The organism is Nocardiopsis sp. CNZ308 (assembly GCF_004217075.1).
The window spans coordinates 1056667-1070006 of the sequence record NZ_SHKJ01000001.1 but is presented as its reverse complement, the minus strand read 5'-3'; the positions used below and the strand labels follow the sequence as shown (position 1 = coordinate 1070006).

The following is a 13340-nucleotide window of genomic DNA, read 5'->3' as shown; positions in this document are numbered from 1 at the left end:
GTGCTGGAACTCAGCCACGTGCACAAGGTGTACAAGGTGGGCGCGTTCGGCGGGGACCGCCTGCGCGCCGTCCGCGACGTGAGCCTCACGGTGGAGGCGGGCGAGGTCGTCTCGCTGATCGGTGAGAGCGGCAGCGGCAAGAGCACCCTCGGCAAGATGGTGCTGGGCCTGTTCAAGCCGACCTCGGGGAGCATCACCTTCGAGGGCACCGACATCACCACCATCAAGGGCCACGCCGCGCGCAAGGAGTACTACCGCCGCGTGCAGGGGGTCTTCCAGGACCCGTTCAGCTGCTTCAACCCCATCTTCAAGGCCGACCGCGTCTTCGAGATGGTCCGCACCTCCTACTTCCCGAAGACCCCGGAGACGGAGTGGCGGGACAAGGTGCTGGCCGCGATCGCCACGGTGCGCCTGGACCCGGGCAACGTCCTCAACAAGTACCCGCACCAGCTCAGCGGCGGCCAGTTGCAGCGCCTGCTGATCGCGCGGGCGCTGCTGCTGGACATCAAGCTGCTGGTCGCCGACGAGATCATCAGCATGCTCGACGCCTCCACGCGCATCGACGTGCTCAACCTGCTCGCCGACCTCAAGGAGCGCGGCCTGGGCATCCTGTTCGTCACCCACGACCTGTCGCTGGGCAACTACGTCAGCGACAAGTCGGTGATCCTGCGCAAGGGCGCGATCGCCGAGATGGGTCCGACGGCCAGGGTCTTCGACAACCCGCTGCACCCCTACAGCCGTCACCTGCTGTCCTGCGTGCCGCAGCTGCACCGCACCTGGGCCGAGGTCGACGCCGAACTCGCGGCCAACCCCCCCGAGGACGTCGTCCTGCCGACGGCGCCCGACGAGGACTCCGCTCCGCTGATCGAGGCGGAGGAGGGCCACTTCGTGGGGATCGACCAGGGCTGAGCCGCCCGTTTCCCCTCATCCCGGCGCCCGTCCACCCCCCGCGGGCGCCTCGGTGCTTTCCGGCCCTCCCCGCGCGCTTCCGACAGCGGCCGCCCGGAGCCGCAATTCGACGCGCGGACCCGGAAGGCCGGTGGTGTGCCACGGGTGTCCGCACGGCCTCGGAGCCTCTCGCGGGGTCCGGTTCCGGGCGCCGACGGGCCCGTTCCGGAGGGCGTCGGCGGGCACCTCCCCGGCCCCCGCGGACCGGTGGGCCGCACACCTGCGCGGCCTCGGGCGGGGCCGCCCCGGACGCGGACGCGGTCACGGGCGCACCCGTCCTGAGGTGCGCTGACGACGTGTCGGCGACGCCGGTCCGAACGGGAGGCGAAGTCCCGGTGCGCGTTCACATGCGGCACACGTGTACCCTGGAGGGTCCGCCGGTATTCCCCGGCGGGCCGTGCGGGTTGCCACATCGGAATCCTTCGCTGGCCGACCTGTCTGTGGTACGTTCAAAGTGATTGTTAGTCGTTGAATTTCGCAGTTGGTGTCTTGCCCGCGGAGTTTGTGACCGGCGGGCGGTTTCTTCAAGGAAGTCCGGCTCGCGGCAATTCGCGGACGTGAGTCTGCGTCCGTGTACACCGAGCTGAAGGAGAGAACATGGCTCAGGGAACTGTGAAGTGGTTCAACGGCGAGAAGGGCTTCGGCTTCATCTCCCCCGACGGCGGCGGCCCCGACGCCTTCGTTCACTACAGCGCCATCCAGGGCACGGGCTTCCGTAACCTGGAGGAGAACCAGCGCGTGGAGTTCGAGGTCGTCCAGGGCACGCGTGGCCCGCAGGCCGAGAACGTCGTCGCGCTCTAACCAGCACGCGATAACCTCGCGTAACGCCCCGGAAGGCTCCGCCTTCCGGGGCGTTCGCGTGTCCGGCCCCCGCGGGGGAGGGGGCTCATCCCTCCAGCAGGGCCTCGGTGCGCTGACGCACCTCGGGTGTGTCCAGCCCCCGCACGGTCACCGTGGTGCGGCGGCGCAGCACGTCGTCCGCGTTCACCGCCCACTCGCGGTCGCGGGCGAAGACCACCTGCGCCCAGATGTCGGGGCCGTCGGGGTGGATGCGCTCGCCCAGCCGCGGCTCCTCGCGCACCATCGCCGCGATGTCCATGGCCAGGCTCCCGTAGTGCGACGCCAGGTGGCGGGCGACCAGCGGGTCCAGGGGCGCGCCGGGCGCGCGGTCGGTGATCAGCCGCTGGGCCACCGCGTCCGGGCTGGCCAGTCCGGGCAGCGGCACCGTGCGCAGGGGGTCGGCCATGTCCTCCGCCAGCGGCACGGCGCTGACCTTGCGCAGCTCCTTGAGGACGGCGCGGCCGATGTGGCGGTAGGTCGTCCACTTGCCGCCCGCCACCGAGAGCATTCCGCCCCGCCCCTGGGTGACCACGGTCTCCCGCTTGGCCGAGCTGGTGCCGCCGGGCCCGCCGGGCAGCACCCGCAGCCCCGCGAAGGAGTAGTCGACGTGGGAGGCGTCCAGGTAGGGCGCGTCGATGCCCAGCGCGGCCTCGCCCAGGATCTGCTCCACGTCGGCGGGCACGACCGACACGTCGGCCGGGTCCCCGGTGTACTCCTCGTCGGTGGTGCCCAGCAGCAGCCTGCCCTCCCACGGGATCGCGAACGACACCCGGTACTTGTCCACGGGGATGGTCAGCGCGGCGCGCCAGGGCTCGGGGGTCCGCAGCACCAGGTGCGCGCCCTTGGACAGGCGGACGCTGGGCGCCGCGGAGGGGTCCTCCATGCTCCGCAGCCGGTCCACCCACGGGCCGGTCGCGTTGAGGACCAGTCGCGCGTCGATGCCGAACTCCCCGCCGTCGACACGGTCGCGCAGGTCGGCGCCGGTGACCCGGCCCCGGGTGGTGCGCAGCCCCACGACCTCGGCGTGGTTGAGTACCACCGCGCCCGCGTCCACGGCGGCGCGCACGCTCATGACGGCCATCCGGCTGTCGTTCATCTGGTGGTCGCTGTAGGCGGCCACCGACCGCAGGCCGTCGGTGCGCAGGCCCGGGGCGAGCCGTCGCGCCTGGGCGGGGGAGAGCAGGCGGCCCATGCCGTCGCCGAAGGCCGACAGGGCCGAGTACAGGAACACCCCGGCGCCCATCTTCGCGGCCCCGTGTGGGCCGCCGGAGTAGATCGGGACCAGGAACGGCATGTGGTTGACCAGGTGCGGTGCCACCTCCGAGGCCAGGGACCGGCGCTCGCGGTGGTTCTCGGCGACCAGGCGCACCTGGCCGCTCTGGAGGTAGCGCAGTCCGCCGTGCACCAGCTTGGAGGAGGCGCTGGAGGTGGCTCCGGCGAAGTCGCCGGAGTCGACCATGGCCACGCGCAGACCCGCCTGGGTGGCGGTCCAGGCGACGGAGGTCCCGAGGATCCCGCCTCCGACGACCAGCAGGTCGAAGGTCCCCCGGGTGAGTTCGTCGCGTGTGCGCGAGCGCGACGAGGCGATGCGGTTCTTGCTGGCGCTGACGGTCATGGCTGTGCTCCTCGGAGGGATGGAGGGGGCCTCGCGTGCACCTGAACAGTCTCCACGTTTCAGGCGATGTATCGCCTTCATAATACGACAATGCCGAACGCTGGTGAAGAAGAGGGGGTGATCCGGCGGAGAAAACAGCTCCAGGGGTGGTCCAGGGCGAAGGCGAGCTTGACGCGTGTTGCCCAGGGGAGCCGGGCCAACGCATGGGGTTCATGAGATGCGGCATTGTCGCACTTCGTTGGCCAATCACACGGTCGGCCCGCGCGGAGGGCGCGCACGGCGAAGCCCCGGAGTGTCACGCGTGCGCGCGACACCCCGGGGCTTCGCGGGGCCCGGGGAGCCCGGGCGGTCGTGGCGGGGCCGGCCGGGGGCGGCGGTCACACCGTCCCCGGCCGGCGGAGCTCAGGCGCCGAACCCGGTGAGCTTCCAGATCCACGCGCCGATCACGCCGCCCACCAGGGGGCCGACCACCGGGATCCAGGCGTACCCCCAGTCGGAGGGGCCCTTGCCCGGGATCGGCAGCACCGCGTGCGCGATGCGCGGCCCCAGGTCGCGGGCCGGGTTGATGGCGTACCCCGTCGGGCCGCCCAGGGACAGGCCGATCGCCAGCACCAGCAGGCCGATCAGCAGCGGCGCGAGGCCGTTGGTGAACAGGCCGCTCAGGTCGGCCCCGCCCTCGATGGAGACGAAGCCGGAGTTCGCGCCGATGCCCAGCACGCCCAGGAGCAGCATCGCGGTGCCGATGACCTCGGTGACGAAGTTGGCCACCAGGTTGCGCACGGCCGGAGCGGTGCTGAACACGCCCAGCTTCGCGTCCGGGTCGTCAGTGACCTTCCAGTGCGGAAGGTAGGCCAGGTAGACCAGGACGGCGCCGGTGAACGCGCCCGCCAGCTGGGCCAGCATGTACCCGGGCACCTGGGACCACGGGAAGTCGCCGATGCTGGCCAGGCCCAGCGTGACGGCGGGGTTGATGTGGGCGCCGCTGGTGGCGCCGACGACGTAGACGGCCATCGCGACCGCCATGCCCCAGCCGAAGGTGACGACGATCCAGCCGCCGTTGAGGGCCTTGGAGCGCGCGAGCGAGACACCGGCGACGACACCGCCGCCGAGCAGGATCAGGATCGCCGTACCGACGAACTCTGCCAGATAGACCATGGGGACCTCCGCCCCGTCAGGGGAGCCGGGTCACGGGGGCCTGGCCCCCGCCGACCGGCGCCGGGCCGGAGGCGGGGGGTTTAATAGGACGCACCCGTCACAGGAATGGGATGGAGCGGAGCGCGCACGGCGCCCCGCGGGCCGGTTCCCGGGAGCCGAAGGTGGCAGCCGGGGCTCCTGGGGACCGGTCGTTCGGTGGGGTGACGCCGCCCCCGCGCTACTGGGCGTCCTCGTGCTCGACCCAGTCCAGGGTGCGGCGCACGGCCTTGTTCCAGTTGCGGTACTCGCGCTCGCGCACGGCGGGCTCCATCTTGGGAGTCCACTCGGCGGCCTTGTGCCAGTTGGCGCGCAGCGTCTCGACGTCGGGCCAGTAGCCCACCGCCAGCCCCGCGGCGTAGGCGGCGCCCAGGCAGGTGGTCTCGGCGACCATGGGACGCACGACCTCGGTGTCGAGCACGTCGGACAGGATCTGCATGAGCAGGTTGTCGGCGGTCATGCCGCCGTCCACCTTGAGCGTGGTCAGTTCCGTGGGCGCGTCGGCGTTCATCGCGTCGACGACCTCGCGGGTCTGCCACGCGGTGGCCTCCAGGACGGCGCGGGCGATGTGGCCCTTGTTGACGTAGCCGGTCAGGCCCGCCATGACGCCGCGCGCGTCGCTGCGCCAGTGCGGGGCGAACAGGCCGGAGAAGGCGGGCACGATGTAGCAGCCGCCGTTGTCCTCCACGGTGCGCGCCAGCGTCTCGATCTCGGGCGCGGTGGAGATCAGGCCCAGGTTGTCGCGCAGCCACTGCACGAGGGAGCCGGTCACCGCGATGGAGCCCTCCAGGGCGTACACGGCCGGTTCGTCGCCGAGCTTGTAGCCCAGCGTGGTGAGCAGGCCGTTCTCGGAGGTCACCGGCTCGGTGCCGGTGTTCATCACCAGGAAGGTGCCGGTGCCGTAGGTGCCCTTGACGTCGCCCGGGTCGAAGCAGGTCTGGCCGAACAGGGCGGCGTGCTGGTCGCCGAGGGAGGAGGCGACGGGGGTTCCGGCCAGGTAGCCCCTGGCCTCGCCGTAGACCTCCGACGACGACCGGATCTCGGGCAGGACGCCCTCGGGGACGCCGATGGCCTCCAGGATCTCGGGGTCCCACTGGAGGGTGGACAGGTTCATCAGCATGGTGCGGCTGGCGTTGGTCACGTCGGTGACGTGGCGGCCGGTCAGCTTCCAGATGATCCAGGTGTCCATGGTGCCGAACAGGACCTCGCCGCGCTCGGCGCGTTCGCGCAGGCCGTCGACGTTGTCCAGCAGCCAGCGCAGCTTGGGGCCGGAGAAGTAGGTGGCCAGCGGCAGGCCGCACCGGTCGCGGAAGCGGTCCTGGCCCTCCTCGCCGCCCAGCTCGCGGACCAGGTCGTCGGTGCGGGTGTCCTGCCAGACGATGGCGTTGTGGACCGGCTCGCCCGTCTCGCGGTCCCAGACCAGGGTGGTCTCGCGCTGGTTGGTGATGCCGACGGCCGCGATCTGGTCGGGGGTGATGTCGTTCTTGTCCAGGGCTCCCTTGATGACCGCCTCGACGTTGGTCCAGATCTCCATGGCGTCGTGTTCGACCCAGCCCGGCTTGGGGAAGATCTGCCTGTGTTCGCGTTGGTCGACCGAGACGATACGTCCGTCGCGGTCGAAGAGGATGCAGCGGCTCGACGTGGTGCCCTGGTCGATCGCGGCGACGTACTGCTGACTCATCGGGTGCTCGCCTTCAGGGTGGGGCTCGGGACGGGGCCGGACGCACACGGTTTCGGATTAAACCCGCACGTTGTACGACATTGACGTATGAGTAGCCGTTAGTTTCATCCGTCTTTCCTTCCCATGTCAAGGCCGTGTGACGCAATCGTGTCGCGTGCGTCACGTCCTCTCGACGGCAACGCTGCCAGGCGCGGGCCAACGCCGGAAGCCGCCGCGCGGGAGGCCTTCCGCGCGGCGGTGGGAGAACGGTGGTGCGACCTCAGTAGGGGGTGACGCCGAGTTCCCGGGAGATGGCCCGCGCCGCGTCGCGCACGTAGGAGACCTGCTCCATGTCGGGCCTGCCCCCCTCGCCGCGCAGGCGCTCGACGGCGCCGCGCACCCCGATGGCGCCGACGGTCGTGCCGCGCCGGTCGCGGATGGGGGCGGCGATGGAGACCTCGCCGTCCACGAGTTCCTCGGCCTCCCACGCCCAGCCGTCGTCGCGCACCTGGTCGAGCTGGCGCTCCAGCGCGGCGGGGGAGGTGACGGTGTGCCGGGTGAAGGAGGTCAGGGCCGGGGCCCCGCCGCTCTCGACCACGGCCGGGTCCTCCTCGGGGGCCGCCAGGGGGTCGAAGGCCATGATGACCTTGCCGATGGCGGTGGCGTGCAGCGGCAGCAGGGTGCCCACGTCCAGGGTCTGCTGGGAGGCGTCGGGGCGGAACACGTGGTGGACCACGAGCACCTGGTGCTTGTGCAGCGTGCCGATCCGCACGCTCTCGCCGCTGCGCGAGGCCAGGCTGTCCGCCCAGTTCAGGGCGCGGGTGCGCAGCTCGTTGCCGTCCAGGTAGCGGGTGCCCAGGCTGAGCATGCCCCCGCCCAGGCGGTAGCGGCCCGACTCGGGGTCCTGCTCGACGAAGCCCACGTGCTGGAGGGTGCGCAGGATGCCGAGCACGGTGCCCTTGGGCAGCTCCAGGGACCGGGAGATCTCCGCCAGGCTGAGCCCGCGTGCGCCGGTGGCCAGGATCCGGAGAATGGCTGCCGCGCGTTCGATCGACTGGATTCTTCCCGGCATTGCGGTGCTACCACTCTCTAGTACGACAATGTCATACGCGAAATGCTACTACGCGTTGTGACGCGTGGCACGCCCGCGGCAGCCGGGCGGTCAGGCGATCGGCACAGTCTAGGTCGGCCGACCGCCGCGCCCGGCCGCCGGGGTCACAGCTCGGCGGCGGCCTCGGCCACGCCCCGGGCGGCCTCCTCGACGTCGCGGTCGGTGGTCTCCAGGTGCACCACCAGGCGCACGGCGTCGCCGATGCCCAGCCCCGCGACCCCGTGGCGGGCGAAGGCCTCGGCGTAGCGCGCGCCCTGTCCGGCTGGGGTGGGCACCAGCACCATGTTGGTCTGCGCACGCACGGCCAGCCCGGACCGCTCGGAGATCAGCCGGGCCAGCTCCGCGGCGCGCTCGTGGTCCTCGGCCACCCGCTTGCGGTGGTGGCGCAGCGCGTACAGGGCCCCGGCCGCGATGATCCCGGCCTGGCGCATCCCCGCGCCCAGCAGCTTGCGCCCGCGCCGGGCCCTGCGCACCGTGTCGGCGTCCCCGACCAGCGCCGAGCCCACCGGGGCGCCCAGGCCCTTGGAGAAGCACACAGACACCGTGTCGAACCCGTCCGCGACCTCGGCGGGAGCGGCGTCCAGGGCGGCGGCCGCGTTCCACAGCCGCGCCCCGTCCAGGTGCGCGCGCAGCCCGTGCCGGTGCGCGAACCCGGTGACCCGGCGCTGTTCGGCCAGCGGCACGACGCGGCCGGTGAAGGTGTTCTCCAGCCACACCAGGGCGGGCTCGGCCCGGTGGACGTCGCCCCGGCCGGCGATCCACGACTCCAGCACCGCGTCGGTGGGGCAGAGCCCGTCCGAGTACAGGCGCGGCAGGGCCCGGGCCAGCACCGCGGTCGCGCCCTGCTCGTCGCCGATGAGGTGGTGGTTCTCGTGCGCCCACACCTCCTCGCCGCTGCGGGTGGACACGTACAGCCCGAGCTGGTTGGCCATGTGCCCGGACGGCACGTACAGCGCGGCCTCCCGGCCCAGCAGCCCGGCGGTCTCCTCCTCCAGCTCCCGCACGGTCGGGTCCTCGCCCCACACGTCGTCGCCCACCTCGGCCTCGGCCATGGCCCTGCGCATGGCCGGGGTGGGTCTGGTGACGGTGTCGGAACGCAGGTCGATCATGGCGTCTTCCTCCTGGTGGGACGCGTGCCCTCGGGCGGGGGGCGGACCCGGGGCGGACGGGGTGTCCGCCCGACGATACTGCCCGCCGCTCAGTCGCTCCCGATCCGGTCCAGGGCACGTGAGAGCCGGCGCAGCGCCTCCAGTACACGGGCGCTGTCCTCCTCGCCCAGCTCGGCGACCAGGGCCTTGGCCACCCGGTCGTGGTCGGGGCTGATCCGGCGCAGGGCGTCCAGGCCCTCCCCGGTGGCGGCGAGCAGCTTGGCGCGGCTGTGCGCCGGGTTCGGCCGGTACTCGGCCAGCCCCTGCTCCACCAGCAGGTCGGCGATGCGCTGCACGCTCTGCCGCGTGGTGCCGAAGCGGCGCGCGACCGCCGACACCGGCAGGGGGTCGCGGGTCACCGCGCCGAGCACCTGCCAGCGCGCGGCGGTCAGTCCGGCGGTGCGGGCCAGCTCCTCGGCCACCGACAGGAACTGCCCGTTGAGGCGGAAGACGGTGAGCGCCGTCCCGGTGAGCAGGTCGGAGTGTCTGTCCTCGGCAGGGGCCATGCTCAGGCCCCCTCCAGCAGCACGTGGTAGGCGCCGGGGTCGTGCTCGGCGTGCAGCCGGTACCACGCGTCGAGGACGCGGGGCGTGTACAGGTCCAGGGCCGCGAAGACCTCCCGGGCGAACTCCAGCGGCGCGGTGGGCCCGGCCGTGATGAGGCCGCCGTCGGAGACCGCGAGCGCGGAGCGGTAGCGGCGCATCCCGGCGTAGCCGGTGGCCAGCAGGTACTCGGGCGCGGCGCTGGTGTGGTCGCGGTAGTCCAGGAGCCCCTCCCGGGCGAGCCCGGCCGTGGCGCCGCAGATGGCCGCCACCGGCACTCCGGCGTCGAGCCAGATCCCGGCCGCCGAGGCGAACGGCGAGAAGGCCTCGGGGTCCAGGTCCCAGCCGTCGGCCCCCGGCAGGATCAGCATCGCGCTGGAGGAGGGCTTGAGCTGGGGCAGGGTGATGTCCGGCAGGATGGTCAGCCCGCCCGCGGTCGTGACGGGCGCGCCGGTGAGGCCGACGGTCACCACGTCGTAGCGCCCGGGGTCGCGCTGCCAGTCGCCGCCCCGGATGGTCGCGGTGGTGTGCCCGATCTCCCAGTCCGCCAGCTGGTCGTACACGGCGAGGTGGACGGTCTGCCTGGTGTCTTCGATCATGACAGCATGCTGTCATCTTGACAGGGAGCTGTCAATGGCCGAAAGGCGATCGGCCCGGGAGGGTTCCCTCCGTGGGCTCCCACGTGAAGGGTGAGTCCTATGTGGGTGTTTGCGCTTTTCCACAGGGGTGGGGCCCCGGAGCTCCCACGGGCATAATGGATCAGACAGCGCCTGGCGCGCTTTTTCGGGCCTTCGACAAGTGCATAAAACCCCCTGAAGAAAACCGAGAGGTTGCCCCCTTGCCGAGCGGAACCGGCCGTCGTTTCTTCCTTGCCGTCGGTGTTTCCAGGTACCAGCACCTGTCCAGAGAGGAGCAGCTGACCGGCGTCGGAGAAGATGTTCTCGCCGTCCGGAACCTGTTCACCGGCTTCGGCTACGAATCCGTTCTGGAGGGGATCGGCGACTACGGGAGCGCCAACGACATCCGCGAGAAGATCCGCCGCTGGGTCGCCGATGCCGAACTGGGCGAGGAGGACGTCGTCGTCCTGTATTTCGCGGGCCACGGATACGCGCCCGACAGGGACCGGCACTACCTGTGCTGCTGGGACACCCCCGCCTCGACCGCCCTGGCCACCGAGGACCTGGTCCGGATCCTGTGCGAGGGGGGCTGCGCAGACTGCTGCTCATCCTGGACACCTGCTCGGCCGGGGCGGGCGCCTCCGACGCGGCCGGATCCGTACCGCGTGTATCGGTGACCGGCACCTGCTCGCCAGCGCATCAGCCGACGGCACGGTCCGGGTGTGGGACCTGCGGACCCGCGAACCGGTCGCCGGGCCGTTCGGCGACGCCGGGAAACGGTCGCGCGCGGCGGACATCGCCGGCACCGGGGACGGAGGACTGCTCATCGCAGGTCCGCGCCTACCTCACCGACCCCGCCGTGAGGGCGGCGGCCCAGCGGCGGGTCCTCGCCGGGATCGGCCCCGACACCCGCCTCGTCGTCGCGCACTCGCTCGGCAGCGTGGTCGCCTACGAGGCCCTGTGCGCCGCCTCCCGGGCTCCCTCCGACGATCCGGCCCCCGCCTCCGGACCGGCTCCGTTCCTCGACCTCGTGACGATCGGGTCCCCCCTCGGGATCGCGGGGCTGATCTTCGACCGCCTCCTGCCCTCCCCCGAGAAGGGCCGCGGCACCCGTCCGCCGGCGGTGCGCACGTGGACCAACGTGGCCGACCGGCGCGACGTGGTCGCCCTGGTCAAGGAGCTCGACCCGCTGTTCGGCGGCGTGGCGGACCTGCCGGTGGACAACGGGCCGAAGGCGCACGACGCCTCGCCCTACCTCACGTCCGGGGAGGTGGGGCTGGCGGTGGCCGCCGGGCTCACGGAGTGACGACCGAACGCGCCGGTGTGTCGCATGTCACCCGTGCCCCGGAAGCTGCTGGTGGGTCGGGTTTGCGGTGACGCAGGTCTCGCGGGCGTAACAGAACGGAACGCCGGTGTTCACATAACCTCACAAATGGTATTACCATTCTCGGAGCCTGCCCCCAGAGCAGGTCGGAGCCGTACTCCCGTACAGCTCAGCACCACCGCACACCCACGGAAGGCTCCGTCGTGGAGAACTTCGAACCCGTCTACGGGACGGGACCCCTTCTCGGGATCGCTGCGGGAGCCATCGCCCTCCTGCTGTTCCTGATCATCCGCCTCAAGCTGCACGCGTTCGTGGCGCTCATCCTGGTCAGCGTCCTGACCGCCCTGGCCACGGGCATCCCCGTCTCCGGGGTGGTGCCCACCCTCCTGGACGGCTTCGGGAGCACCCTCGCCAGCGTCGCCCTGCTCGTCGGGCTCGGCGTGATGATCGGCCGCCTGCTGGAGATCACCGGAGGCGCGGCCGTCCTGGCCGGGGCGCTGATCAGGCTCTTCGGTGAGAAGCGCGCGCCGCTCGCGCTCGGCGTCGCCTCCCTGCTCTTCGGCTTCCCGATCTTCTTCGACGTCGGCCTCATCGTCATGCTGCCGATCGTCTTCAGCGTGGCCCGCCGCGTCGGCGGATCCGTGCTCATGTACGCGCTGCCCACCGCGGGGGCCTTCGCGGTCATGCACGCCTTCGTGCCCCCGCACCCCGGCCCGGTCACCGCGGCCGTGGAGGTCGGGGCGGACATGGGCCTGGTGCTGCTGACCGGCACCATCCTGGCCGTCCCCACCTGGTACCTGGCCAGTTACCTGTTCGGCCTGTGGGCCGGGAGGAAGTGGGAGCTGCCGGTTCCCGAGGACATCATGTCCGACGGCACCGTCAAGCACGAGAACCCGCCGCGCCTGGTGACCGTGCTGGCCGTCCTCCTGCTGCCGATGCTGCTGATCTTCGCCAACACCGGTATGACCACGCTCGTCTCCACGGGCGCGGTGCCCGCCGAGGCCACGTGGGTGCAGATCCTCCAGCTGCTCGGGCAGACCCCGATCGCGCTGCTCATCACCGTGCTCTTCGCGATGCTCGTGCTCAGCCCCGGCCGCTTCACCCGCCAGCGGGTGGAGGAGATCGTCGGCGGCGCGCTCGGCCCGGTCTGCGCCATCATCCTCATCACCGGCGCGGGCGGCATGTTCGGCGGCGTGCTGCGCACCAGCGGCATCGGCGACGCCCTCGCCGACAGCCTGGAGTCCACCGGCCTGCCGGTGATCGTCGCCGCCTTCGTCATCGCGCTCGCGCTGCGCGTCGCCCAGGGCTCGGCCACCGTCGCCATCACCACGGCGGCGGGTCTGATCGCCCCGGCCGTGGCGGCCACCTCGGGACTCTCCTCGATCGACCTGGCCCTGATCGTCATCGCGATCGCCTCCGGGGCCACCGCCCTGTCGCACGTCAACGACTCCGGGTTCTGGCTGGTCGGCCGTTTCCTGGGTATGGACGTCAAGACGACGCTCAAGACCTGGACGGTCATGGAGACCCTGATCGGCTTCATCGGCTTCGGGCTCGCCCTCGGACTCAGCCTGGTGCTGTGACCGCGCGGGCGGAACCCGGTCGTCCGCTCAGGACGCGGGTTCCGCCCCCCGGTCGCCCTCCAGCGCGACGGACACCTCGGTGACGATGGAGCGCATCGCGGCCTCCGCCACGTCGGGGAGGCCGTCCCTGATCGCCTGGGCCACGGCCTTGTGCAGCCGCAGCGCCTCCGGGCGCGGGTTGCGCGGCATCAGGTGGTAGGAGGTGCGTCCGACCAGGACCTCCGCCACCACCTGGGACAGGCCGACGAACATCTCGTTGCCGGACAGCTCCAGGATGCGGCGGTGGAACGTGACGTCCAACTCCAGGAAGGTCTCCAGGTCACCGGCGCGCCCGGTGCGGACCATCTGGTCGGCGACCACGACCAGCTGGGCCCGCTCCTCGGCGTCGCCGCGCTCGGCGGCCAGGGCCGCGGCGCCCGGTTCCAGCGCGGCCCGCAGTTCGTTGAGCGAGCGCAGCTGCTCCATCCGGCCGGGCCCGGCCAGGCGCCAGCGGATGAGCTGGGGGTCGAAGACGCTCCAGTCCCGGCGCGGGCGCACGCGGATGCCGGTGCGGGGGCGGCTGACCACCAGCCGCATGGACTCCAGGACGCGCACGGCCTCGCGCGCGACCGTCCGGGAGACGCCGAAGTCCTGTTCCAGGCCCTGGAGGGTGAAGGTGTGGCCGGTCCGGTACTCGCCTGCGGCGATGGCGGGTCCGAGCACCGCCAGCACGCGGTTGTGCAGTGTGCGGTGGTCCGTGGCCATCGTTCTCCTCGTGCTCCGGG

13 protein-coding genes are annotated in these 13340 nt (G+C 71.9%); 5 read left to right on the top strand and 8 right to left on the bottom strand.

What is annotated here, in order from left to right:
- Entirely contained in the window at nucleotides 1-909 is a 909-nt protein-coding gene (locus EV372_RS04545) for an ATP-binding cassette domain-containing protein (RefSeq protein ID WP_130394985.1), read from the top strand.
- A 636-nt stretch (nucleotides 910-1545) separates the two neighbouring features.
- On the top strand, nucleotides 1546-1749 hold the full coding sequence (locus EV372_RS04540) for a cold-shock protein (protein WP_013154658.1): 204 nt from the start codon (nucleotides 1546-1548) through the stop codon (nucleotides 1747-1749).
- An 85-nt stretch (nucleotides 1750-1834) separates the two neighbouring features.
- Here the strand turns inward: EV372_RS04540 and EV372_RS04535 are convergent, their stop codons facing one another.
- The 7 genes from EV372_RS04535 to EV372_RS04505 all read right to left on the bottom strand — a co-directional run bounded on the left by EV372_RS04535 (nucleotide 1835) and on the right by EV372_RS04505 (nucleotide 9654).
- Nucleotides 1835-3403: a glycerol-3-phosphate dehydrogenase/oxidase gene (locus EV372_RS04535; RefSeq protein WP_130394984.1), complete on the bottom strand. Its 1569-nt coding sequence runs from the start codon at nucleotides 3401-3403 to the stop codon at nucleotides 1835-1837.
- 402 nt (nucleotides 3404-3805) lie between these two features.
- Nucleotides 3806-4558 (bottom strand): MIP/aquaporin family protein, encoded by a 753-nt coding sequence (locus tag EV372_RS04530; RefSeq protein WP_130394983.1) that lies wholly within the window; start codon nucleotides 4556-4558, stop codon nucleotides 3806-3808.
- Between the two features lie 217 nt (nucleotides 4559-4775).
- A complete protein-coding gene (gene glpK, locus EV372_RS04525) occupies nucleotides 4776-6275 on the bottom strand; it encodes a glycerol kinase GlpK (protein WP_130394982.1) in 1500 nt (499 codons plus the stop codon).
- 259 nt (nucleotides 6276-6534) lie between these two features.
- On the bottom strand, nucleotides 6535-7326 hold the full coding sequence (locus EV372_RS04520; RefSeq protein WP_013154654.1) for an IclR family transcriptional regulator: 792 nt from the start codon (nucleotides 7324-7326) through the stop codon (nucleotides 6535-6537).
- Between the two features lie 143 nt (nucleotides 7327-7469).
- A complete protein-coding gene (locus tag EV372_RS04515) occupies nucleotides 7470-8474 on the bottom strand; it encodes a threonine aldolase family protein (RefSeq protein ID WP_130394981.1) in 1005 nt (334 codons plus the stop codon).
- An 89-nt stretch (nucleotides 8475-8563) separates the two neighbouring features.
- Nucleotides 8564-9019, bottom strand: coding sequence for a MarR family winged helix-turn-helix transcriptional regulator (locus EV372_RS04510; protein WP_130394980.1), 456 nt, complete (start codon nucleotides 9017-9019; stop codon nucleotides 8564-8566).
- Nucleotides 9020-9021: 2 nt separating this feature from the next.
- Nucleotides 9022-9654 (bottom strand): DJ-1/PfpI family protein, encoded by a 633-nt coding sequence (locus EV372_RS04505; RefSeq protein ID WP_019608026.1) that lies wholly within the window; start codon nucleotides 9652-9654, stop codon nucleotides 9022-9024.
- A gap of 239 nt (nucleotides 9655-9893) precedes the next feature.
- On the opposite strand from EV372_RS04505, the gene EV372_RS04500 reads away from it, so the two are divergent.
- From EV372_RS04500 to EV372_RS04490, 3 genes are all read left to right on the top strand, one after another.
- Nucleotides 9894-10349, top strand: a complete 456-nt coding sequence (locus tag EV372_RS04500) for a caspase family protein (protein WP_253794831.1) — start codon at nucleotides 9894-9896, stop codon at nucleotides 10347-10349.
- A 182-nt stretch (nucleotides 10350-10531) separates the two neighbouring features.
- The gene (locus EV372_RS04495; RefSeq protein ID WP_253794829.1) at nucleotides 10532-10978 is read left to right on the top strand and encodes a hypothetical protein; all 447 of its coding nucleotides are present in this window, start codon (nucleotides 10532-10534) and stop codon (nucleotides 10976-10978) included.
- 221 nt (nucleotides 10979-11199) lie between these two features.
- Complete coding sequence (locus EV372_RS04490) at nucleotides 11200-12576, top strand: GntP family permease (RefSeq protein ID WP_130394979.1); 1377 nt, start codon at nucleotides 11200-11202, stop codon at nucleotides 12574-12576.
- Between the two features lie 27 nt (nucleotides 12577-12603).
- On the opposite strand, the gene EV372_RS04485 is transcribed toward EV372_RS04490, so the two are convergent.
- Nucleotides 12604-13320: a FadR/GntR family transcriptional regulator gene (locus tag EV372_RS04485; protein ID WP_130394978.1), complete on the bottom strand. Its 717-nt coding sequence runs from the start codon at nucleotides 13318-13320 to the stop codon at nucleotides 12604-12606.
- Nucleotides 13321-13340: the final 20 nt, after the last annotated feature.

Bases quoted from the DNA above. Each gene is read 5' to 3' on its own strand.
- EV372_RS04535 (WP_130394984.1), bottom strand. From the start codon at position 3,403: ATGACCGTCAGCGCCAGCAAGAACCGCATCGCCTCGTCGCGCTCGCGC.
- EV372_RS04540 (WP_013154658.1), top strand. From the start codon at position 1,546: ATGGCTCAGGGAACTGTGAAGTGGTTCAACGGCGAGAAGGGCTTCGGC.
- EV372_RS04530 (WP_130394983.1), bottom strand. From the start codon at position 4,558: ATGGTCTATCTGGCAGAGTTCGTCGGTACGGCGATCCTGATCCTGCTC.
- EV372_RS04515 (WP_130394981.1), bottom strand. From the start codon at position 8,474: ATGATCGACCTGCGTTCCGACACCGTCACCAGACCCACCCCGGCCATG.
- EV372_RS04520 (WP_013154654.1), bottom strand. From the start codon at position 7,326: ATGCCGGGAAGAATCCAGTCGATCGAACGCGCGGCAGCCATTCTCCGG.
- glpK (WP_130394982.1), bottom strand. From the start codon at position 6,275: ATGAGTCAGCAGTACGTCGCCGCGATCGACCAGGGCACCACGTCGAGC.
- EV372_RS04485 (WP_130394978.1), bottom strand. From the start codon at position 13,320: ATGGCCACGGACCACCGCACACTGCACAACCGCGTGCTGGCGGTGCTC.
- EV372_RS04510 (WP_130394980.1), bottom strand. From the start codon at position 9,019: ATGGCCCCTGCCGAGGACAGACACTCCGACCTGCTCACCGGGACGGCG.
- EV372_RS04505 (WP_019608026.1), bottom strand. From the start codon at position 9,654: ATGATCGAAGACACCAGGCAGACCGTCCACCTCGCCGTGTACGACCAG.